This is a genomic window from Kitasatospora gansuensis (genome assembly GCF_014203705.1).
Classification (GTDB): domain Bacteria; phylum Actinomycetota; class Actinomycetes; order Streptomycetales; family Streptomycetaceae; genus Kitasatospora; species Kitasatospora gansuensis.
Genome location: NZ_JACHJR010000001.1, coordinates 4,007,440 through 4,028,043 on the forward strand (window position 1 = coordinate 4,007,440; position 20,604 = coordinate 4,028,043).

Annotated in this window: 21 protein-coding genes; 9 read left to right on the top strand and 12 right to left on the bottom strand. The window is 72.4% G+C overall.

All coding sequences use genetic code 11. The features are described 5' to 3' along the window. The 4 genes from F4556_RS17630 to F4556_RS17645 form a co-directional block, all read right to left on the bottom strand. On the bottom strand, nt 1-477 hold the full coding sequence (locus F4556_RS17630; RefSeq protein WP_184916791.1) for a copper chaperone PCu(A)C: 477 nt from the start codon (nt 475-477) through the stop codon (nt 1-3). Beyond that, nucleotides 474-1,142, bottom strand: a complete 669-nt coding sequence (locus tag F4556_RS17635; protein ID WP_184916796.1) for an SCO family protein — start codon at nt 1,140-1,142, stop codon at nt 474-476. The genes F4556_RS17630 and F4556_RS17635 overlap by 4 nt, the downstream gene beginning before the upstream one ends. Nucleotides 1,143-1,221: 79 nt before the next feature. After that, entirely contained in the window at nt 1,222-1,953 is a 732-nt protein-coding gene (locus F4556_RS17640) for a YcnI family copper-binding membrane protein (RefSeq protein ID WP_184916799.1), read from the bottom strand. A gap of 114 nt (nt 1,954-2,067) precedes the next feature. After that, nucleotides 2,068-2,862 carry a hypothetical protein gene (locus F4556_RS17645; RefSeq protein ID WP_184916802.1) on the bottom strand — a complete coding sequence of 265 codons (795 nt, stop codon included), beginning with the start codon at nt 2,860-2,862 and terminating at the stop codon, nt 2,068-2,070. 231 nt (nt 2,863-3,093) lie between these two features. Between F4556_RS17645 and F4556_RS17650 the strand changes: the two genes are divergently transcribed. Then, nucleotides 3,094-3,741 carry an ATP-binding protein gene (locus tag F4556_RS17650; RefSeq protein ID WP_184916805.1) on the top strand — a complete coding sequence of 216 codons (648 nt, stop codon included), beginning with the start codon at nt 3,094-3,096 and terminating at the stop codon, nt 3,739-3,741. Here the strand turns inward: F4556_RS17650 and F4556_RS17655 are convergent. Continuing rightward, a complete protein-coding gene (locus F4556_RS17655; RefSeq protein ID WP_184916809.1) occupies nt 3,701-4,657 on the bottom strand; it encodes a LysR family transcriptional regulator in 957 nt (318 codons plus the stop codon). The two genes, F4556_RS17650 and F4556_RS17655, sit on opposite strands and share 41 nt — an antisense overlap. Before the next feature lie 70 nt (nt 4,658-4,727). On the opposite strand from F4556_RS17655, the gene F4556_RS17660 reads away from it, so the two are divergent. The 5 genes from F4556_RS17660 (at nt 4,728) to F4556_RS17680 (ending at nt 9,728) form a co-directional block, all read left to right on the top strand. Beyond that, nucleotides 4,728-5,663, top strand: coding sequence for an NAD-dependent epimerase/dehydratase family protein (locus F4556_RS17660; RefSeq protein WP_184916813.1), 936 nt, complete (start codon nt 4,728-4,730; stop codon nt 5,661-5,663). A 98-nt stretch (nt 5,664-5,761) separates the two neighbouring features. Next, a complete protein-coding gene (locus F4556_RS17665) occupies nt 5,762-7,444 on the top strand; it encodes a glycoside hydrolase family 13 protein (protein WP_184916816.1) in 1,683 nt (560 codons plus the stop codon). A 65-nt stretch (nt 7,445-7,509) separates the two neighbouring features. After that, nucleotides 7,510-7,755 (top strand): hypothetical protein, encoded by a 246-nt coding sequence (locus F4556_RS17670; protein WP_184916819.1) that lies wholly within the window; start codon nt 7,510-7,512, stop codon nt 7,753-7,755. A 9-nt stretch (nt 7,756-7,764) separates the two neighbouring features. Then, a complete protein-coding gene (locus tag F4556_RS39115) occupies nt 7,765-9,006 on the top strand; it encodes an amidase (RefSeq protein ID WP_184916823.1) in 1,242 nt (413 codons plus the stop codon). A 101-nt stretch (nt 9,007-9,107) separates the two neighbouring features. Beyond that, the gene (locus tag F4556_RS17680; protein ID WP_313068343.1) at nt 9,108-9,728 is read left to right on the top strand and encodes a TetR/AcrR family transcriptional regulator; all 621 of its coding nucleotides are present in this window, start codon (nt 9,108-9,110) and stop codon (nt 9,726-9,728) included. Here the strand turns inward: F4556_RS17680 and F4556_RS17685 are convergent. After that, on the bottom strand, nt 9,706-10,767 hold the full coding sequence (locus tag F4556_RS17685; protein WP_221503635.1) for a DNA polymerase III subunit beta family protein: 1,062 nt from the start codon (nt 10,765-10,767) through the stop codon (nt 9,706-9,708). The two genes, F4556_RS17680 and F4556_RS17685, sit on opposite strands and share 23 nt — an antisense overlap. Before the next feature lie 162 nt (nt 10,768-10,929). Here F4556_RS17685 and F4556_RS17690 point away from each other — a divergent pair, with 162 nt between their 5' ends. Then, a complete protein-coding gene (locus F4556_RS17690) occupies nt 10,930-11,772 on the top strand; it encodes an alpha/beta hydrolase (protein ID WP_184916829.1) in 843 nt (280 codons plus the stop codon). 63 nt (nt 11,773-11,835) lie between these two features. Here the strand turns inward: F4556_RS17690 and F4556_RS17695 are convergent, their stop codons facing one another. Beyond that, entirely contained in the window at nt 11,836-12,054 is a 219-nt protein-coding gene (locus F4556_RS17695) for a DUF5302 domain-containing protein (protein WP_184916832.1), read from the bottom strand. Nucleotides 12,055-12,379: 325 nt separating this feature from the next. On the opposite strand from F4556_RS17695, the gene F4556_RS17700 reads away from it, so the two are divergent. Next, entirely contained in the window at nt 12,380-13,201 is an 822-nt protein-coding gene (locus F4556_RS17700) for an integrase (protein ID WP_184916835.1), read from the top strand. Between the two features lie 167 nt (nt 13,202-13,368). On the opposite strand, the gene F4556_RS17705 is transcribed toward F4556_RS17700, so the two are convergent. Both F4556_RS17705 and F4556_RS17710 read right to left on the bottom strand, forming a co-directional pair. Beyond that, entirely contained in the window at nt 13,369-14,319 is a 951-nt protein-coding gene (locus F4556_RS17705) for a pirin family protein (RefSeq protein WP_184916838.1), read from the bottom strand. Between the two features lie 120 nt (nt 14,320-14,439). Beyond that, nucleotides 14,440-14,961, bottom strand: a complete 522-nt coding sequence (locus tag F4556_RS17710; protein ID WP_057234384.1) for an SseB family protein — start codon at nt 14,959-14,961, stop codon at nt 14,440-14,442. 157 nt (nt 14,962-15,118) lie between these two features. Here F4556_RS17710 and F4556_RS17715 point away from each other — a divergent pair, with 157 nt between their 5' ends. Continuing rightward, complete coding sequence (locus F4556_RS17715) at nt 15,119-16,948, top strand: acyl-CoA dehydrogenase (protein ID WP_184916841.1); 1,830 nt, start codon at nt 15,119-15,121, stop codon at nt 16,946-16,948. Between the two features lie 80 nt (nt 16,949-17,028). On the opposite strand, the gene F4556_RS17720 is transcribed toward F4556_RS17715, so the two are convergent. From F4556_RS17720 to F4556_RS17730, 3 genes are read right to left on the bottom strand one after another with little or no spacing between them, the layout of a single operon-like run. Then, nucleotides 17,029-18,273: an ABC transporter permease gene (locus F4556_RS17720; RefSeq protein WP_184916844.1), complete on the bottom strand. Its 1,245-nt coding sequence runs from the start codon at nt 18,271-18,273 to the stop codon at nt 17,029-17,031. Next, a complete protein-coding gene (locus tag F4556_RS17725) occupies nt 18,273-18,977 on the bottom strand; it encodes an ABC transporter ATP-binding protein (protein WP_184916847.1) in 705 nt (234 codons plus the stop codon). Before F4556_RS17725 ends, F4556_RS17720 begins: the two co-directional genes overlap by 1 nt. Continuing rightward, a complete protein-coding gene (locus F4556_RS17730; RefSeq protein ID WP_184916850.1) occupies nt 18,974-20,344 on the bottom strand; it encodes a peptidoglycan-binding domain-containing protein in 1,371 nt (456 codons plus the stop codon). The genes F4556_RS17725 and F4556_RS17730 overlap by 4 nt, the downstream gene beginning before the upstream one ends. Between the last annotated feature and the right edge of the window lie 260 nt (nt 20,345-20,604).

The window sequence follows — 20,604 nt, forward strand, 5'->3', positions numbered from 1 at the left end:
CTACTTGCTCCCGGGTCGGTAGGTGAGGGACTCGACCGGCACCTGGACGGCGATGGTCTCGCCCTTGGCGAAGGTGAGTTCGAGTTCGAGCCGGTCGCCGACCACGGGTGCCTTCGTCCAGCCCATGATCATGAGGTGGTTGCCGCCCCGGGCGAGCTGCAGTTCGCCGTTGGCGGGCACCGGGAGGGACGGCACCTCTTCCATGGTCCGTTCGGTGGAACGGTGCATGGTGACCGAGCTGGCTCCGGGGCTGCGCACCGCGATCAGCTCGTCGCTGCCCGCCCCGGTGTTACGGACCGTCAGGTAGCCGGCGGCCATCCCGCCCGGGCTCGCCGGAGCCGGGATGTAGGAGTCGACCACGCTCAGCCTGGCCACCGCGGCCGGGCCGTCGGACCCGCAGCCGACCAGCACCGTACCGGCGGTCAGCGCGGCGGCCAGACCGGCGCCGTACAGGGCCCGGCGGCGGAACGGACTCATGCGGGCACCCCCTTGGCCAGCAGCGGCAGGTCGTGTTCGAAGGTCTGCACCGAGGTGCTGCTCAGGTAGAGCAGGTGCGCCTTGTCGTCCTGCGGCAGGAAGGTCAGCACCTGGGCGCCGTGCGAGGAGGTGACGCTGCCGTCCTTGTTCACGATCGGGTCCTCGACCAGGACACCGAGCGACTTGGCGGCGGCCTTCACCTGGTTCAGGTCACCCGTCAGCCCGATGAAGTTCTTGCCCATCGCGTCCAGCCAGGTGCGCAGCACCTGCGGGGTGTCCCGCTGGGGGTCGGTGGAGACGAAGACCACGTCGATCTTCTTCTGCTCCTCGGCCGGGAGCTTCGACATCGCCACGCCGATGTCGCCCATCGTGGTCGGGCAGACGTCCGGGCAGCTGGTGTAGCCGAAGAACAGCAGGGTGGGGCGCCCGGTGGTCTGCTTGCGCAGGTCGAAGGGCTGCCCCGAGGTGTCGGTGAGGGTCAGCTCGGGCTTCTCGAAGTGCTTGCCCAGCAGGGTGGCCTGGTAGGGCGAGTTGCTGCTCGCCTTCGAGACCTTGGCCGGGCCGTCGGCGCTGCTGCCGCCGGAGCCGCAGGCGGTGAGGGCGAGGGCGGCGGTCAGCGCGAGGGCGGCGGCGCCGAGCAGTCGGGGGGAAAGGGTACGTGCCATTGCGGGGGTCCGATCGTGGAGCGTGCTGTGGCGGGCCCCGGCCGCCGCGTGGCTCGCGGCGGCCGGGGCCCGCCCGGAATCAGGAGGCGCCGTTCTTGCGGCGCAGGCCGACCACACCGAGCGCGGCGCCGAGCACGCCGACCACGATGCCGACCACACCGAGGGTGCGGGCGGTGGAGTCGTCCGAGCTCATCGAGGCGTGGTCGGCGGCCTGGTCCTTGGAGGCGTCGGCGGAACCGGCGTGGTGGTCGCCACCGGCGGCGGCGGGGGCCTTGGTGAGGGTCAGCACCGGGGCGGGCTTGGCGGGCTCGGCCTGGCCCTCCTTGGCCTCGTCGATCCAGCGCACCACGTCACCGTTGTCGTACGTCTGCAGCGCCTTGAAGGTGAGCTTCTCGGTGTCGGTCGGCATCGCGCCGAGCGAGACCTTGAAGTCCTGGAACTGGCCGGGGCCGATCTTGACGCCCGGGTCGGCGGTCCAGGTGATCTTGGAGACCGCCTCGGTGATGTCCTTGCCGTGCGACTTCAGCGGCTTGTCGAGCTTGGACTTCTCCAGGGTCGCGGTCCAGCCCGCGATCGGCTGGGTGCGCACCGAGGCCATCGGGTGGTCCAGCGGCAGGTTGACCTCCAGCTTCACCGTCGAGGCGGTGTCGCTCTCGTTCGGCACCCGGAAGTCGACGGCGCTGTAGCCGCCCTGCTGGACCGAGCCCGGCTGGACGGTGACGTGCGCGAAGGCGGGGGCGGCCAGCGCGAGCACGGAGGCGGCGGCGACGGTGGCGGCGGCGGCGAGACGACGGGCAGGAGAGATACGCATGGCTGTGGGCTCCAACGGGAGACGGGCACGCGGGCAGGCCGGAACGGCGGCGCGCGTACGCGGGGAAGTGACGGACAGACAGGTCTGTGCGCGCTCCCCGGACGACGTCTCGGGTCAGCGCGCGTACGCGTACGCGGGCGGACCCCGGCGCGCCAGGCTGTGCCGCAGGGTGGCCGCGCCGGGCAGCCGCCAGTCACCCGCCCGGGGTGCGCCGGGCCGGGCCCGGCCGGTCGCCGCCGGGCCGATCAGCAGGGTGAGGAGCAGCGCGAAGGCTGTCCGCAGCGGGGCGGCGAACTCCTGCGCCACGTCCGCCGTCAGCCGCAGCAGCCGCCACAGGGCGGCCTCGCCACGGCGCAGCCACCAGCCGGCCAGGACGGCGGCGGCCAGGTGGCCGAGCAGCATCGGACCGGTCAGCCCGAGCCAGCCGCCGGCCTCGGGCCCGGCGGCCGCGGGGTACGCGTCCGGGTCGAGCCCGGCCGCGCTGACCAGCCCGCCGGGGTTGTCGATCAGGGTGGCGGTACCGCTCTCGTCGCAGACCAGCCGGCTCGCCACCTGAGGCAGCGTCAGCGGGTCGCCGTGGTGCATGCCCGGCATCGCGGCGCCGCACAGGAAGTGGAAGACCAGGTGCAGCCCGAGCTGACCGGCACTCAGCGCACCGGCGATGGCGAGCAGCGAACGCTCCCGCCCGCCGAGCAGCATGGCCAACGCGCAGACCGCCGCGAACCCGACGGCCAGCGCGGGCGCACCGACCTCGCCGTCGCCCACCAGGGCGTGCCCGGCGGCCGCGATCAGCGTGCACACCAGGGCGAACGGCACCGCCCGGGCAAGCCGCAGATCCCAGGCGGCGGCCGGGGCACGGAGGCCCGCTGCGGCAGCACCCGGGGGCGGGGCGAGGCGGTGGTCGGTCATGGCTGAGCCATCCTCTCACCGCCTACACGGGCCGTTGGGGGAGGGGCTGAAAATACCGGCGATTGGCCCGTTCGGGCCCGGCGTGCGCGCGGGGCCGTGCGCCGTTCGGGCACACCCTGCTGCACCAGTCCATCCGCCGAACGGGCGGTAGTGGGCCCTCTGCACGGTTCACCGCGGAATCGACCGGAGATACCTAGTTGTATGTGGAGCCGCAGCCAGGAGGGACCTCCCGTGGACATCTGGTGGACTCTGCACCTCAAGCGCGACCCGGCCAGCGTTCCGCTCGCCCGGCGCATCCTGCTCGGCGCGATGGACTCCGCCGGTGTCGATCCGCAGGTCGCCTTCGACCTCGGCATCGCCCTCACCGAGGCCTGCGCCAACGCCGTCGAGCACGCCACCTCCACCCGCCCGGACGAGGGCTTCCAGGTCACCGCGTCCATCTCCGGCGACCGCCTGCGGATCGAGGTGACCGACACCGGCCCCGGCCTCCCACCGGCCACCGGCGCGTCCCGGCCGCTCACCCTCCCCCCGCTGCGCCGCCAGGCCGGGCCCGCCATCCGCCCCCCGGGCCGCTGCCGCACCCGCCGCGGCCGGGCCACCCTCCCGGCCCCCGCCCTCACCGCACACCGCCCCCGCACGGGTGACCACCCCGCCCCGTACGACACCCACGTCCTCCCGGCCGGCCGCCCCACCACCGCCCGCCCGATCGACCTGGACACCCTCCCCGACCTCACCGCCGAGAGCGGCCGCGGCCTGTTCCTGATCCACGCCCTCACCGACCACGTCCAGCTCCGCAACCACCCCCTGCGCGGAGCCATCGTCAGCTTCGACAAGGTCCTCAAGTGGCAGGACGACGCGCTGCTGCGGGCGGCTTCCTGAGCTCGCCGGGCTGATCTCCCGTCAGGCCCGCCTCCTCGCGCAGGGCGTGGACGAGCCGCGCGACGTGCGGCCGGTCGCCGCGGCCGAGGGTGGCGACGCCGATGTGCCGGACCGGCCCCGGCGACGTGATCGGTGCGGTGCACAGGCCGGGGATCTCCGGGGTCAGCGCGATGGAGGGGATCAGCGAGATGCCCACCCCTGCGGCGACCAGCGAGCGGGCGAAGAAGTAGTCGGTGGTGGTCCCGCGCACGTCCGGATCGAAGCCGGCCCGCTCGGCGTAGCGGCGCAGGTACGCCTCGGTCTTCAGGCAGCCGAGCACCCAGGGCTCGCCTGCCAGCTCGGCGAGGTCGAGCGCCTCGTGGCCCGCGAGGCGATGCCCCTGCGGCAGGACGACGTGCAGGGGGTCGGCCAGGAGCGGTGTCCACTCCAGGCCGGCGCCGCCGCCCGGTCCGACCGGGAGCGGGCCGTCGAAGTGGTAGGCGAGCGCGAGGTCCACGGCGCCCTGGCGGACGAGCGGCAGGGTGTCCTCGGGTTCGCCCTCCCTGACGTGGAGCACGGTCTCGGGGTGGGTCGCCATCAGCCGGGAGAAGGCGGCGGGCAGCAGCAGCCGGCCGCCGCTGGTGAAGGTGGCGACGGTGAGCTGCACCCGCCCGGTGTCCAGCTGGGAGACCTGCCGCCGTGCGTGCTCCAGCTCGGCCGCGACGGATTCGGCGGCGCCGAACATGATCCGGCCGGCCGGAGTGAGGGTGACCCCACGGGTGCTGCGGTCGACCACCAGGGTGCCGAGGGAGCGCTCCAGCGCGGCCACGTGCTGGGAGACGGCCGACGGGGTGAGGTGCAGGGCGGTGGCCGCCCGGTTGAAGCTGCCGTGCTCCGCCACCGCCCGCAGGACGCGGAGCCGCTGCACATCGATCAACAGTTTTCCTTAATACCAGGTCAGTTGGCCGGGACTTCTGCTGGTGACGATAGGTCGCCACGATGAGGGCATGCAAAGGATCTGCGTGATCGGCGGAAGCCGGTACTTCGGAAAACTCCTGGTGGACCGCCTGCGGGCCGCAGGCCACCAGGTGACCGTGATCAACCGGGGCTCCACCGCGCCGCCCGCCGGTGTCGAGCACCTCGTCGTCGACCGGAACGACGAAGCCGCCCTGACCGCCGCGCTGGACGCCCGCACCTTCGACGTCGTGGTGGACCAGGTCTGCTACACCCCGGTGCAGGCCGCGATCGCCGTCCGCGCCTTCGCCGGCCGGACCCGGCGCTACGTCATGACCTCCACGATCGAGGTCTACGACCCCGGGTCGGCGGCGCTGCCGACCGTGGCGGCAGGTACGCCGGTGCCGGAGGAACTGGTGGACCCGGCGACCTGGCGGGTGGCCGCCGACCTGCCCTGGCACGACGACGCGTACCTGGAGGCGCACTACGCCGAGGGCAAGCGGCAGGCGGAGGCCGTCTTCACCCGGGCCGACGGCTTCGAGTTCGCCACGGTGCGCAGCGCCCATGTGCTCGGCGGCGGCACACAGGAGTTCACCGGCCGGCTGGCGCACTACGCCGCGCGCGTCGTCGCGGGGGAGGAGATCGCCGTGCACGCGCAGGTGCTGCCCACCGTCTTCATCCACCACGAGGAGCTGGCGGAGCTGCTCCGGTGGGCGGCCACGGCCGACTTCACCGGTCCGCTGAACGCCTGCTCCGACGGTCCGCTGGACGTTCACGACCTCGTCGCCGTGATCGCGGCGCAGGCCGGCCGGGCGCCGGTCCACCGGACCGTCCCGGCGGGTGGGAAGGCTTCGCCGTTCTCCTACGACCGGCACTACGCGATGAGCAACGCTCGCGCCAAGGACCTGGGCTTCTCCTTCTCCCACACCGCCGACTGGCTGCCCGGCGCCGTCGCCGAAGCCCTCACCCAGTCGGTTCCCAGCATCTGAGCACTGCAAGATATTTCAGAAACTTTCTGCAAGGTATTCCAGTTCGGCTCGAACGTCACTACGGTCCTGAAGGCCACCCCAAGCCTGAGGAGTTTGCCGTGTCCCAGACCGCAGTTGACGCCCTGTTGGAAGCTCCGTCCCCCGCGCTCCGCTCCGGCTGGTGGCGGGACGCGGTCATCTACCAGGTCTATCCGCGCAGCTTCGCCGACTCGAACGGCGACGGCATGGGTGACCTGCCGGGCGTCCGCAGCCGGTTGCCGTACCTGAAGGCTTTGGGGGTGGACGCGGTCTGGCTGTCGCCGTTCTACGCCTCACCGCAGGCCGACGCCGGGTACGACGTGGCCGACTACCGCGCGGTGGACCCGATGTTCGGCAACCTGTCGGACGCCGATGAGCTGATGCGGGACGCGCACCAGCTGGGCCTGCGGGTCATCGTGGACCTGGTGCCCAACCACTGCTCCGACCAGCACGACTGGTTCCAGCGCGCGCTGCGCGAGGGTCCGTCCTCCCCGCTGCGCGAGCGCTACCACTTCCGCCCCGGCAAGGGCGCGAACGGTGAACTGCCGCCCAACGACTGGGAGTCCATCTTCGGCGGCCCGGCCTGGACCAGGACCACCAACCCGGACGGCACCGACGGCGACTGGTACCTGCACCTGTTCGCTCCCGAGCAGCCCGACTTCAACTGGGAGCACGCCGCCGTCCAGGACGAGTTCCGCTCCATCATCAGGTTCTGGTTCGACCGGGGCATCGACGGCATCCGGATCGACGTCGCGCACGGCATGGTCAAGGCCCCCGGCCTGCCCGACCACGGGCAGCGGGGCCGGCTGCGCCTGCTCGACGGCGAACGGCTGCCGTTCTTCGACCAGGACGGCGTGCACGAGATCTACCGGGACTGGCGCCGGGTGGTGGAGGAGTACGGCGGCGAGCGGATCTTCGTCGCCGAGGCGTGGACCCCGAGCGTCGCGAGCACCGCCAGGTACGTCCGCCCGGACGAGCTGCACCAGGCCTTCAACTTCCACTACCTGTCCACCGAGTGGGAGGCCGAGGCGTTGCGCGAGGTGATCGACACCTCGCTGGACGCGATGCGGGCAGTCGGCGCACCGCCCACCTGGGTGCTGTCCAACCACGACGTCACCCGGCACGCCACCCGGTTCGCCAACCCGCCCGGCCTGGGCACCCAGATCCGTACCCCCGGCGACCGCGAACTCGGCCTGCGCCGGGCCCGCGCCGCCACCCTGCTGATGCTCGCGCTGCCCGGCTCCGCCTACCTCTACCAGGGCGAGGAGCTCGGCCTGCCCGAGGTCACCGACCTGCCCGATGCCGTCCGCCAGGACCCGTCCTTCCTCCGGCAGGCCGGCCAGGACGGCTTCCGCGACGGCTGCCGCGTCCCGCTCCCCTGGTCGGGCACCGAGGCGCCGTACGGCTTCGGCCCGGAGACCGGCGGCCCGAGCTGGCTGCCGCAGCCCGCCGAGTGGGCCGCGCTCAGCGTCGAGGCGCAGACCGGCGACCCGACCTCGACCCTGGAGCTCTACCGCAGCGCCCTGGCGATCCGCAGGCAGCACCCCGCCCTCGGCGCCGGGGCGTCGGTGACCTGGCTGGACGCGCCGCAGGGGCTGATCGCGTTCCGTCGTGACAGTGAGGCGGGCTCCTTCGTCTGCACGGCGAACGTCACCGGCGCCCCGATCGGGCTGACGGCGCCGGGCCGGGTGCTGCTCGCCTCGTCCGGCGCGGGAGGTGCGGTGATCGAGGCCGACACCACCGTCTGGTGGGACGTCAGCTGACGAGGAGTCTCCCGTACGGGCGATCAGGAATTGCCGGTGGTCCGTGCCCTCCGGAGCATGGGGGCATGGAGCACCAGATGCGAGCCGAGTACGGTCCCGACGGGCAGTCGGGCGGAGTGAAGAGCTGGCACATCACGGTGGGGGACACCATCACCGCGATGTGCGGGCACGAGCTGGTGGCGGGGGGCGAGACCCGCGAGCCGACCCGGTGGTCCGAGCAGCCCGACCTCAACTGCCACACCTGTGGCGCCCTCTTCCTGCGCGAGGTGCCCTACCTGCCGAGCGAACACATCTACCGCGAGCAGCCCTAGCCCGCGGGTATGGAGCCGACCGAGCTGGTCGAGGAGCTGTGCGCCCGGATCGACCGGATCGACCCGCTGCTGCACGCCTTCACCCCGGAGCCGGGCCGCTACCTGCGGCTGGCCGCCGAGGCCAGGGAGCTGGAGCGCCGGTACGGCGGCGGGGCGCACCCGCCGCTGTACGGCGTACCGGTCGGGATCAAGGACGTGATCCAGGTCGACGGGCTGCCCACGCACGCCGGGTCGGCCCTCCCGCCGGGCGTGCTGGCCGGTCCGGAGGCCACCGTGGTGCGACGGTTGCGGGCCGCCGGCGTGCTGATCGCGGGCAAGACGGTGACGGCCGAGTTCGCCCTCAACGCCCCCGGCCCGACCCGGAACCCGCACAACCCGGCCCACACCCCGGGCGGTTCGAGCAGCGGCTCGGCCGCCGCCGTCGCGGCCGGGCTGGTGCCGCTGGCCATCGGCACCCAGACGGTCGGCTCGGTGATCCGCCCGGCGGCGTACTGCGGAGTGGTCGGTTTCCGCCCCAGCTACGGCCGGATCCCGACCGACGGGCTGATCGCCGGCGCACCCAGCCTGGACACGGTCGGGATCTTCGCGCCGGACCTGGCGGGCGTCGAACGCGCGGCGGCGGTGCTCTGCGACGGCTGGCGCCCGGCGGCCGCGCCCGGCCGCCCGCCGGTGCTGGGCGTGCCGGTCGACTACCTCGCGGCGGTCTCACCGGCCGGCCGGGACGCCTTCGAGCGCACCGGCCTGACGGCCCGACAGGTGACGCTGCCGTGGAGCCTGGCCGAGCTGGCCGAGGACATGCGGGTGATCAGCCGGTACGAACTCGCCCGGGTGCACCACGAGTTGTTCCCCCGCTTCGCCAACCTCTACCGCCCCGAGACCGCCTCGGCGATCCGGCACGGCCAGGAGATCAACCCCACCGCGTACGCCGCTGCCCTGCGCGCCCGCAGCCGCTACCGCCGCCGGCTCACCGACCTCACCACCGCGGAGGGCATCGACCTCTGGGTCACCCCCGCCGCCACCGGCCCGGCCCCGCTCGGCCTGGAGAGCACCGGCGACGCCGTGATGTCCCTCCCCTGGAGCCACGCCGGCTGGCCCGCGATCAGCCTCCCCGCCGGCACGGTCGACGGCCTCCCGGTCGGCCTCCAACTGATCGCCCCGGCCGAAGCGGACGAGCAGCTGCTCGCCTGGGCAGGCACATGCTGCGGCAGCCAGGGGCTCGGGGAACTGCGAGGCCAGCCTCGTACAAGGTGATCCGTACGTAAATGGGCAGGCACTTTTGCCGTTCCCCAAGCCCCTGGACCGTAAATGGTGGACCGCCGGCAAAGCCTATGCTGGGCAGCCGGAGGTGTGCGGTGACCGGTGCAGTGACGGACGGACGGGTCCAGCGGGGCAACGAGACGCGGCGAGCGGTCCTGAGCCGGGCCGTGGAGGTTGCCTCGGTCGAGGGTCTCGGCAGTCTGTCGATCGGCCGGCTGGCCACCGATCTCGGGCTGAGCAAGAGCGGGGTGTTCGCCGCCTTCGGCTCCAAGGAGGAGCTGCAGCTGGCGACCGTCCGGGCCGCCCGCCGGATCTTCTACGACGCGGTGATCGTCCCCGCCGAGCAGGCTGCCCCGGGGCTGCCCCGGCTCCGGCTGCTGTGCGAGAGCTGGCTCGCGTACACCCAGGCCAAGATCTTTCCGGGTGGCTGTTTCTTCCAGTCCGTCTCGGCCGAGTTCAACACCCGGCCGGGGCCGATCCGGGATGCGCTGGCGGTGGCGGCCCGGGACTGGGAGGGCCTGCTGGTGGACCTGATCCGGACCGCCCGGGCCAACGGCGAGCTGGCCGCGGACGTGGACCCGGAGCAGCTGGCCTTCACCCTGATCGGGCTGATGGAGACGTCCAACGCGCACGCCCTGCTGCTGGACGACCCCACCCGCTACGCCCGCGCCGCCACCGCGATCGCGTACGCCCTCAGCTCAGCACAGTCGGCATGAGCAGCGAGAACGTCCCCTCCCGGTCCGGGTAGCGAATCGCCAACGGCGCGACCGGGCCGCCGAGTTCGAGTGTCAGCTGATCCCGCCGACCGGCCGTGATCGCCTCCAGCAGGAACTCCCGGTTCACCCCGATCCGGAGCGCCTCACCCGCTGCACCCTCCTCGTCAGCCACCCCGAGCGCACCGTCCGTGCCGACGGTGAGCACCGAGACCTGCTGCTCCACGCCGTCCTGGCTCCGCGTCAGGCTGCGGGTCGCCCCGGCGGACAGCTCGGCCCGCAGTTCGGCGGCGTCCACCGCCAGTCGGCGGGTCGGCTCCAGGCGCAGCATCGGCCGGTAGTCCGGATAGTCCTGGCCGACCCGACGCCCGGTCACCTCTCGCTCGTCCCCGGTCACGGTGAGCGTCAGCAGATCGCCGTCGACCGTCAGCAGCGCGTCCTCGGCACCGTCCAGCAGGGCCCGGACCTCGTCCACGAAGGCGGTCGCCGCGATCGCGCTGACCGGCGGGCCGTCCAGGGCGGTCGCCGGGGCGAGCGAGACGGCCAGCCGGTAGCGGTCGGTGGCGACCAGGCGCAGGCCGTCCGACGCGAGTTCCAGCAGGACGCCGCAGAGGGCGGGCTGCTCGGGGTTGCTGCCCACGGCGAACCGGACGGCGTCCAGGGCGGCGGCCAACTCGTGGGCGGGGGTGGTCAGTCGGGTCTGGTTCATCGGGTGCTCCCTCTGGTCGAGCAGTGCGCGGACCGTAGAGAGTTCGCGACGCGCGTCGGAGAGGCCGTCCTCCAGCCGACGCAGGTGCGTGTCCAGGGTCTGCCGGGCCACGGCGGGATCGGCCGACAGCACCCGGGAGATGTCCGGCAGCGGCATCCCGACCCGGCGCAGCCGGGCGATCAGCCGGGCGTCCCGGAGCTGCTCCTCGGCGTACCAGCGGTACCCGCTCTGCGGGTCCACCCAGGCCGGGCCGAACACGCCCGCGCCGTCGTAGAACCGCAGCGCGCTCACGCTGAGCCCGCTGTGCCGGGCCATCTCTCCGATGCTGCGCATCACGTTCTCCACGCCGGGGACTCTGGGGGCTCGACCAGGTCGAGGGTCAACCCGGCTCACGGTAGACCCGTCAAGCGCCAGAGAAACTGTACGAACGGTCGTGCTAATATCTCCCCCTGATCGGCTGCGCACCCAGGCCGCAGCCCTGCCGGGGGAGTGTCCATGGATCTGTCCGCAGCCCTGCTCCGCACCGCACTCAACGCCACCGCGACGGTCTCGCCCCGGGCGGCGGGCCAGGGCGCTTTCGCGCTGTTCCACCGCCCGGTGCTCCGCAGCCGGATCAGGCCGGACGAACGGGAGCAGCACGACCGGGCGGTGACGGAGCAGCTCACCGTCGGCGCCCGGGAGGTCACCTCTTACCGCTGGGGGAGCGGCGAGCGTCCCGTCCTGCTGGTGCACGGCTGGCGGTCCCGGGCCTCCCGGTTCGCGCCGATGATCCCCCGTCTGCAGGCGCTCGGCCTGAGCCCGGTCGCCTTCGACGCCCCCGGGCACGGGGACTCCGGTGGCCGGACCACCACGATCCTCGACTACCGCGAGGTGATCGGCCGGCTGCACGACCGGTACGGCCCCTTCGAGGCGGTGGTGGCGCACTCGCTCGGGGCGGCCGGGGCCTTCCTGGCGCTGCGCGAGGGAGTGAAGGCGGGCCGGGTGGTGACGATCGCGGGGGTGGCCGAGTACGGCTTCCTGGTCGAGGCGTTCCGGGTGCAGCTCGGGCTCGGCCGCTGGGCCGGGCCCGAGCTGGAACGCCGGGTCGCCGAGGTGCTGGCCGCCGGCCGGGACCGGGCCGACTTCGACCCGGTGCACCGGCCGGGGGACTTCGACTTCCCGATGCTGGCGGTGCACGACCGGGACGACCGGGTGGTGCTGCCCGGCCAGGCCGACCTGTTCCGGGCCGCGTACGGCGAGCGGCTCCAGCTGCTCACCACCGAGGGTCTCGGGCACAGCCGGATCCTCGCCGAGCCCACGGTGCTGGACCACGTGGCGGGCTTCCTCGCGGCGGAATGACCGAGGGGCGGAATGACCGAAGGGCGGCTCCCCGGTCGGGAGCCGCCCCTCGTCGAACGACCGTCAGCCGCCGCTCTTGCGGCGGAAGTTGCGCTTGCCACCGGCAGCCGCGTGCGTGCCGTGGACCTTCGACTCACTGCCCGGGCCGCCGCCGGAGCCGTCCGTCCGGACGCCCTGCTTGCGCTCCAGGGCGGCCAGGAACTTCGCCTTCACGTCGTCGGGCGCGGCGGGAGTCTGCTCCGTGCTCTGCGGTTCGACGGATTCGGGTGTGCCGCTGCTCATGGGTTGACCTCCAGAAGACCAGTGTTGCCAGCCTCACCATGTCATGCCGGGACCGGTCGGTCCCACCATTTGGTGCTCAGTGCGGCTGGTCCCGGTAGTGCGGGCCGCCGATCATGAAGAGCAGCAGGGCGGTCGGGAAGGCGAGGGCCGCGATCACCACGACGAAGAACTCCAGCACCATCACAGCGGTCTCCTGGGGGAGAGAGCGGAAGCAGACAAAACTGACGGTATGTCCGGATTCACCCGGCTGCCACTTCCCTCACCCCACCGAGGGATCATCGTCCGAACCCTGTCCGCCCGTCCGCTCCGCCGCCACACTGACGTGATGCAGGTAGAGCTGGCGGGCGAACCGCAGAAGCCGGGGCAGCAGAGCGAGGACTTCGCCGTGACCTCCCCGGAGGCCCTGGTGCTGCTGGACGGTTCGAGTGCGCCGGACGGCCTCGAGTCGGGCTGTCGGCACGGCACCCCGTGGTACGTCCGGCGGCTCGGCGTGCACCTGCTCGCCCGGCTGACCGACCGGCCCGACCGCTCGATCGCCGAGTGCCTGGCCGACTCCATCGTCGAGACCGCCGCCCTGCACGGCGGCCGCTGCGACCTGGCCCACCCCAACACCCCGGCCGCGATGGTGGTCGCCGCCCGGCTGCACGGCAGCTCGCTGGAGTACCTGGTGCTCGGCGACTCGATGCTGGTGCTGCAGCTCAAGGAGGGCCCGCCCCGGGTGATCGGCGACAACCAGCGCTTCCCGGCCGGCGAACTGCTCCGCCGGCAGATCTGGTCCACCGTCCCGGGCACCGCCGAACGCCACGAGCTCCACCTGCGGTACGCCCTGGCGGTCCGGGCGGCCCGCAACTCCGGCCACGGCCCGTGGATTGCCGCCGCCTCGCCGCGCGCCGCGGCCCACGCCGAGACCGGCTTCGTCCGGCTCGCCGCGCTGCAGGCGGTGGCCGCCCTCAGCGACGGCGCCGCCCGCTACACCGAACGCTTCGGCCTCGGCAGCTGGTCCGACGCGCTCCACCTGCTGGCCGAACGCGGCCCCGCCGAACTCATCGCCCAGGTCCGCTCCACCGAACGCACCGACACCCGCTGCGAACGCTGGCCGCGGGGCAAGGCCCACGACGACGCGTCGGCGCTGTACGCGCGGATCTGAACTGTTGGCAGGTGATCGAGCATCTACGGTCAGGGGCTCGGGGAACTGCGACGCCGACCTCGAAAAAGGTGATCCGTGCGTAGATGGGCAGGCACTTTCGCAGTGACCCGCACGCCAGATCTCCTCGCAGTTCCCCGAGCCCCTGGACCGTAGGTGCCTGAGCCCTGTCAGTCGGTGGGCTGGCCGAAGGCGCCGGACTGGAAGTCCCGCATGGCCTGCTCGAGCTCCCGGTGACTGTTCATCACGAACGGCCCGTAGTGCGCCACCGGCTCACGGATCGGCTGCCCGCCCAGGATGATCACGTCCAGGTTGGGGTGCCGGGAGTCCTGCTTGGCGTCGGCCGAGATGGTGAGGGTGTCGCCCTCGCCGAAGACCGCGGCCTGCCCGCTCCGGAACGGCCGCCGTTCGGAGCCGACCGTGCCGTCGCCGTTGAGGACGTACGCCAGCGCGTTGAAGTCCTTGCGCCAGGGGATGGTGATCTCGGCGCCCGGCGTCACGGTGGCGTGCAGCAGGGTGATCGGGGTGTGGGTGACGCCGGGGCCCTCGTTGCCGGCCAGTTCGCCGGCGATCAGCCGGAGGATCGCGCCGCCGTCGGGCGAGGTGAGCAGCTTGACGTGCCCGCCGTGGATGTCCTGGTAGCGCGGGGCGGTCATCTTGTCCGCGGCCGGGAGGTTGACCCAGAGCTGGATGCCGTGGAACAGGCCACCGGTCAGGACCAGCGACTCGGGCGGGGTCTCGATGTGCAGGATGCCGGAGCCGGCCGTCATCCACTGGGTGTCGCCGCCGCCGAGGTGGCCGCCGCCGCCGTGCGAGTCCTTGTGGATGAACTCGCCGTCGATCAGGTAGGTCACCGTCTCGAAGCCGCGGTGCGGGTGCCAGGGGGTGCCCTTGGGCTCGCCCGCGGCGTAGTCCACCTCGCCCATCTGGTCCATCATGATGAACGGGTCGAGGTACTTGGTGTTGATCTTCGCGAAGGCCCGGCGGACCGGGAAACCCTCGCCCTCGAAGCCCTCGGGAGCGGTGACCACCGCCAGGACCGGACGCGGCACGTTGGTCGCGGGGTCCGGGGTGGCAACGCGCGGAAGGGTCAACGGGTTCTCGACGGTCACGGCGGGCATGTCGGCCTCCTTCTGGGGTCTGTGGCCTACATCGGCAAAGGTAGTTCAACTCTCAACAAGAAGCAAGTTGAAACTTGAACCATATGAAGATGTCGGGGCCGGTCCGGGGAACCGCGGATCTCAGCCGTACATCCGGCGCATGGTGAAGTCGACCATCTGCTCCACTGCCTTGGCGTCGAACACCATCCGGTGCTCGCCCTCCATGTCCAGTGCGAAGCCGTACCCGGTCGGCAGCAGGTCGAGCACCTCGGCGCCGGTGACGCTGAAGTGCTTGGAGTCCTTGCCGGCGTACCGGCGCAGCTCCTTGAGCGAGCTGAACATCGGGATCACCGGCGTGGGCGTGTTGTGCAGCGCCAGGAAGCCGGGGCGGTCGCCGCGCGGGCAGTGCACCTTCGAGGTGATGAAGATGGCCTGGAAGTCCTCGACCGGCATCGACCCGGTGGTGAAGGCCCGGACCGCGTCCGCGAGGGATGGCGGCGAGGGTTCGGGGTAGAGAGACTGCTGAGGGGCCGCCTGCGGCGGCTGCTCGCCGTACTGGCCGGGGCCCGGCATGCCGTTCATCCCCTGCTGCTGGGCGTGCTGTTGCTGCGCCTGCTGCTGGTAGGGGTCGCCCTGATACCCGGTCTGCTCGTAGCCGTACACGAGGCAAGGCTATCGGTGGACGTGACCGTGTTCATAGCCCTATCGCGTCCAGGGGCTTGAACAAGTTACTTACGGGTAGCATCATGGTGCCTACTGGTGGGTAAGTGGGGCGCTCGAAGGCGGCGGACCCCGGAAGCGACGAACCGGAGAAACGGTCATGGGTCACTACAAGTCCAACCTGCGTGACGTGGAGTTCAACCTCTTCGAGGTGTTCGGCCGTGACCAGGTGTACGGCACCGGTCCGTTCGCCGACATGGACGTCGAGACCGCGAAGAACATCCTCAGCGAGATCTCGCGGCTCGCCGAGAACGACCTCGCCGCGTCCTTCGTCGACGCCGACCGCAACCCGCCGGTCTTCGACCCGGAGACCAACACGGCGCCGATCCCGGCGACCTTCAAGAAGAGCTACCAGGCGTACATGGACGCCGAGTGGTGGCGCCTCGGCATCCCGGAGGAGATCGGCGGCCAGGTCACCCCGTCCTCGCTGATCTGGGCCTACGCGGAGCAGATCCTCGGCTCCAACCCGGCGATCTGGATGTACTCGTCCGGCCCGGCGTTCGCCGGCGTCGTCTATGACGAGGGCACCGAGGAGCAGAAGAAGGTCGCCCAGCTCATGGTCGACCGCCAGTGGGGCGCCACCATGGTGCTGACCGAGCCGGACGCCGGTTCGGACGTCGGCGCCGGCCGCACCAAGGCGATCAAGCAGGAGGACGGCTCCTGGCACATCGAGGGTGTGAAGCGCTTCATCACCTCGGGCGAGCACGACATGTCCGAGAACATCATCCACCTGGTGCTGGCCCGCCCCGAGGGCGGCAAGCCGGGCACCAAGGGCCTCGGCCTGTACATCGTGCCGAAGTTCGACTTCGACTGGGAGACCGGCGAGCTCGGCGAGCGCAACGGTGCCTACGCGACCAACGTCGAGCACAAGATGGGCCTCAAGGCGTCCAACACCTGTGAGATGACCTTCGGCGCCAAGCACCCGGCCAAGGGCTGGCTGGTCGGCGAGAGCGTCGACGGCATCCGCCAGATGTTCAAGATCATCGAGTTCGCCCGGATGATGGTCGGCACGAAGGCCATCGCCACCCTCTCCACCGGCTACCTGAACGCGCTGGAGTACGCCAAGGAGCGCGTGCAGGGCGCCGACATCTCCAACTTCCTGGACAAGGCCGCCCCGCGCGTCACCATCACCCACCACCCGGACGTCCGCCGCTCGCTGATGACCCAGAAGGCGTACGCCGAGGGCATGCGCGCCCTGGTGCTGTACACCGCCTCGGTCCAGGACGACCTGGTGGCCGCCCGCCTGCGCGGCGAGCACGACGACGCCGCCGAGCGCCTCAACGACCTGCTGCTGCCGATCGTGAAGGGCTACGGCTCGGAGAAGTCCTACGAGCAGCTCGCCCAGTCCCTGCAGACCTTCGGTGGCTCCGGCTTCCTGCAGGAGTACCCGATCGAGCAGTACATCCGCGACGCCAAGATCGACACCCTGTACGAGGGCACCACCGCGATCCAGGGCCTGGACTTCTTCTTCCGGAAGATCGTCAAGGACGGTGGCCAGGCGCTCACCGTGGTCTCCGAGCAGATCAAGAAGTTCCTCGCCACCGGCGAGGGCGGCGACGCCCTGGCCACCGAGCGCGAGCTGCTCGGCAAGGCGGCCGGTGACCTGGAGGCGATCGTCGGCAAGCTGCTGGCCGACCTCTCCTCGGTCGAGCAGGACGTCAAGAACATGTACAAGGTGGGCCTCAACACCACCCGCCTGCTGATGGTCTCCGGCGACGTCGTGGTCGGCTGGCTGCTGCTCCGTCAGGCCGCCGTGGCGCTGGCCAAGCTGGAGGCGGGCGCCAGCGACAAGGACGTCCCGTTCTACCAGGGCAAGGTCGCCGGGGCCCGCTTCTTCGCCCGCAACGTGCTCCCGACCGTCACCCCGCAGCGCCTGATCGCCGAGGGTGTCGACAACGAGATCATGGAGCTCGCGGAGGAGGCTTTCTAAGCCCCCACCCGAAATACCGCCTGACACACCCTCAACACCGCGGGGCCCGGTTCACCACGACCGGGCCCCGCGGTGTGTTCTCAGCCGCTCCGCAGTGCTTTGAGCGGGTCGGTACGGGCCGCTCGCAGCGACGGGTACAGCCCGGCGAGCAGTCCGATCACGCTGCCGATCAGCGGGGCGGTCAGGGTGGCGGCGGGCTGCATCACCGCCGTCCAGTCCCGGGCGGCCGCCACCGCGAGCACGGTCAGTACGCCCAGGCTGGTGCCGACCAGGCCGCCCAGGGTGCCGAGCACGGTCGACTCGGTGAGGAACTGGGCCGCGATGTGCCTGGTCCTGGCGCCGAGGGCGCGGCGCAGGCCGATCTCCTCGGTGCGTTCGAGGACGGCTACCAGGGTGGTGTTGGCGATGCCTACCGCGCCGACCAGCAGGCAGATCGCGGCCAGGGCGAGGAAGAGCCCGGTCAGGTCGGAGGTGACCTCGTCGCGGAGGCTGTGCGGGTCCGGGGGCGGGGTCACGGTGAAAGCGGTTGGGGTGTCCGGCCGGAGGGCGACGGCGGCCTGTTCGGCGACCACGGCCGCCGCGCCGACCCGGGTGGCGATCAGCCCCTGGGCGCTGCGGTCGCCCTCGGTGCCGGGGTTGCCGAACTGGGCCAGTGCCGTACTGGCCGGGATGATCGCGCCCAGCAGGGTTGCGGACTGCCGTCGGACGTCCGAGTAGATCCCGATCACGGTGTACGGCAGGCCGTTGAGGAAGACGGCGGGCTGGGCGTCCAGCCGGCTCACCCCGAGCCGCTCGGCCGCGGCCTGACCGAGCATCACCACCGGCTGCGCGGTGTGCTCGGCGAAGGCGTCCAACGGCACGCCGGTCAGCAGGGTCGGGGCCATCGCCGCGACGGCGCCGGGGGTGGCGGCGAAGACGGTCGGGCCTGGGGTCTCCGTGCCGGTGGGCCGGCTGGAGAGCACCGGGTTGCCCGGCACGGTCCACCAGACCCCGGCCGCCTCGACGCCGTCGATCCGGCGCAGCCGCTCGTCGGCGTCCGCCGGGAAGCTCATCGGCGGGTTGACCCCCGGGGGGCCGGTGTCGGTCCCGGGGCGGTCGGCGACAGTCACGGTGGTGGCCCTGGTCAGGTCGAACTGCTCGCCGATCTGTCCTGAGGCGGTCGCGGTCAGGCCGAGCACCGCGACCAGGGCGCCGACCCCGAGCACGGTGCCCAGCGCGGTGAGCACCGAGCGGCCGGGGCGCTGGAGGATGCCGGACAGCGCCTCCGTACCGAGGTCCCGGGCGCTGAGCCGCGAACCCGGCTCCGGCAGGGTGCTGTCGGCCATCAGCTGATCGCCTCCGTCGGCTCGGACAGCACGCCGTCCCGGAGCGCCACCCGCCGTCCGGCCCGGGCGGCGACCGCCGGGTCGTGCGAGATCACCACCAGCGTGTATCCCTGCGCGTGCAGTTCGTCGAAGTGGTCCAGCACCGCCCCGGCGCCGGCGGAGTCGAGATCGCCGGTCGGTTCGTCACAGAGCAGCAGACTCGGCCGGTTGACCAGCGCCCGGGCGATCGCCACCCGCTGCCGTTCGCCGCCGGACATCGTGGTGGGCAGCGCGTCCTGCCGGTGCGTCAGTCCGACCAGCCGCAGCGCCTCCCGCGCCGCCTCGGCCCGTCGGGCCCGGGGCACCTGGTGGTAGACCTGAGCCAGCACGACGTTCTCCTCGGCGGTCCGGTGCGGCAGCAGGTGGAAGGACTGGAACACGAACCCGATCCGCCGCCCGCGCAGCGTGGACCGGTCCCGGTCGCCGAGCGCGCCGGTGTCGATGCCGTCCAGCTCGTACCGGCCCCCGCTCGGGGTGTCGAGCAGGCCGAGCAGGTGCAGCAGGACGGACTTGCCGGAGCCGGACGGGCCGGTGACGGACAGGTACTCGCCCTGACGGACGCTCAGGTCGGCGGGGTGCAGGGCGGTGAAAGGCGGCTTGCCGCCGAAGCTGCGGCTGATCCCGCTGAGCCGGATGACGGGGGCCGGCCGGACGTCGGTGCTCACCTCCCGACCACCACCTGGTCGCCCGCCCGCAGCTCGCTCCCGTCGGCCGGGACGACGGCGACCATGCCCTCGGCCGTGACGCCGGTGGTCACCGCCACGGTCGTCCGGTCGCCGTCGGCGTTCACCGTGGTGACCGTGGTCTTCCCCGCGGCGTCGGTGGAGATCGCCGCCACCGGGACGGCGGTGACGGGCCGGCCGGAGTCCTGCTTGCGGATGGTGATCCGGACGTTCCGGCCGCTCAGTGCGCCGGGCGGGTCGGCGGCCGGGGTGACGGTGACCGGTACGTAGGGGAGGGCGTCGGCGGTGGGCACCGGGGGAGCTGCGGCCGGGGCCGTCCCGCCGATGGTGACCACCCTCCCGGCCGGCGGGGTGGTGCTCAGGGCGCCGAGCTCGGCGACGGTGCCGGTGAACCTGGTGCCGGTCTCCTCGGCCAGGATCTCCACGGTCATGCCCGGTACGACCGTCGCGGCCTGAGCGGGCGTCAGCTGCCCGGTGACGGTCAGGCCCCCGCTGCTGAGCGAGAGCAGGGCGCCCGACACCGGCATGCCCACCGAGCTGGTCACGGCGGTCACCGAGGCGGGCAGGGCCGGCAGGAAGACCACGTGCGCCGCCGGGACCATCGGTCCGTTCGCCGCGACGGCCTTCGCCAGCGCGGCCTTCTCGGTGGCCAACTGGCGTCTGGCCGCCGAGAGTTGCTGGTCGATGCCGGGGGCGTACCGGTCGTTCTGTCGCTGCGCGGTGAGGGTGTCCACGGCCTGCTGGGCGGCGTCCACGGCCTTCTGGCCCGCGTCCACCGCCTGCTCGGTGGCCGCGCCGGTGACCGGTACGGGATGGTCGATGGCCCGGTAGAAGGCGGTCACCGCCCGTTTGGTGCCGGGGCCGAAGAAGCCCTTCTGGTCGGAACCGGCCTGGTGCCCCAACTCCGCCAGCGCCTCCTGGAGTTCCACCACGTCGGGGCCGCTGGACCCGGGCTTCAGGTCCCGGTAGGCGGGGACCGGGCCCTTGAGGAGGTACAGCGGCTGCCCGGACACCTCGGCGAGCAGCTGGCCGCTGCCCACCGAGTCGCCCGGCTTCACGTACAGCCCGGACAGGTAGAGCTGGGTGACGTCGGGGGAGGCCGGGACCGGGACCACGTCGTACCGGGTCACCGGGTGGACCGCCGCCCGCGCGGTCACCGCCGGATTCAGCACCCGGCTGACCACGGCGGCGGTCAGCAGGCTCCGGGGCGGCGGCGCGGTCTGCGCGGCGCGCTCCGCCGGGGACTTGACCAGGGTGGCGGCGGCCATGCCGCCCAGCGAGACCACGGCCGCTCCGGTGGCCACCGCGACCAGGACGCGCCGACGTCGGCTGCCGGTGGGCCCGGTCACCGGACCACGACCGGGCTGCGCGAACTTCCCATGCCGAAACAACCGTCCCATCCGATGTCTCCAGCCCCACTGCTCGGCGTAGCTGCTCTCGACCTCCAGGACCACCGTGCTCCAGGACCACCGCGTCCGTCCCATCCTGCCGTCGATCCCCGCCGGGGCGGTGGCGAGCGGCCCGGGGCTCGCCGTCGGCAGCCCGGATGGCCGATGCGGGCACCGGCCGAGGCACCCGCGCTTCACCGTTGTGTCACCGTTGTTGAGTT

What these genes read in the sequence shown, in the direction of transcription:
- F4556_RS17715 (WP_184916841.1), top strand. Translation starts at nt 15,119, where the DNA reads ATGGGTCACTACAAGTCCAACCTGCGTGACGTGGAGTTCAACCTCTTC.
- F4556_RS17640 (WP_184916799.1), bottom strand. Translation starts at nt 1,953, where the DNA reads ATGCGTATCTCTCCTGCCCGTCGTCTCGCCGCCGCCGCCACCGTCGCC.
- F4556_RS17690 (WP_184916829.1), top strand. Translation starts at nt 10,930, where the DNA reads ATGGATCTGTCCGCAGCCCTGCTCCGCACCGCACTCAACGCCACCGCG.
- F4556_RS17695 (WP_184916832.1), bottom strand. Translation starts at nt 12,054, where the DNA reads ATGAGCAGCGGCACACCCGAATCCGTCGAACCGCAGAGCACGGAGCAG.
- F4556_RS17630 (WP_184916791.1), bottom strand. Translation starts at nt 477, where the DNA reads ATGAGTCCGTTCCGCCGCCGGGCCCTGTACGGCGCCGGTCTGGCCGCC.
- F4556_RS17660 (WP_184916813.1), top strand. Translation starts at nt 4,728, where the DNA reads ATGCAAAGGATCTGCGTGATCGGCGGAAGCCGGTACTTCGGAAAACTC.
- F4556_RS17670 (WP_184916819.1), top strand. Translation starts at nt 7,510, where the DNA reads ATGGAGCACCAGATGCGAGCCGAGTACGGTCCCGACGGGCAGTCGGGC.
- F4556_RS17720 (WP_184916844.1), bottom strand. Translation starts at nt 18,273, where the DNA reads ATGGCCGACAGCACCCTGCCGGAGCCGGGTTCGCGGCTCAGCGCCCGG.
- F4556_RS17635 (WP_184916796.1), bottom strand. Translation starts at nt 1,142, where the DNA reads ATGGCACGTACCCTTTCCCCCCGACTGCTCGGCGCCGCCGCCCTCGCG.
- F4556_RS17700 (WP_184916835.1), top strand. Translation starts at nt 12,380, where the DNA reads ATGCAGGTAGAGCTGGCGGGCGAACCGCAGAAGCCGGGGCAGCAGAGC.
- F4556_RS17685 (WP_221503635.1), bottom strand. Translation starts at nt 10,767, where the DNA reads ATGCGCAGCATCGGAGAGATGGCCCGGCACAGCGGGCTCAGCGTGAGC.
- F4556_RS17645 (WP_184916802.1), bottom strand. Translation starts at nt 2,862, where the DNA reads ATGACCGACCACCGCCTCGCCCCGCCCCCGGGTGCTGCCGCAGCGGGC.
- F4556_RS17705 (WP_184916838.1), bottom strand. Translation starts at nt 14,319, where the DNA reads ATGCCCGCCGTGACCGTCGAGAACCCGTTGACCCTTCCGCGCGTTGCC.
- F4556_RS39115 (WP_184916823.1), top strand. Translation starts at nt 7,765, where the DNA reads ATGGAGCCGACCGAGCTGGTCGAGGAGCTGTGCGCCCGGATCGACCGG.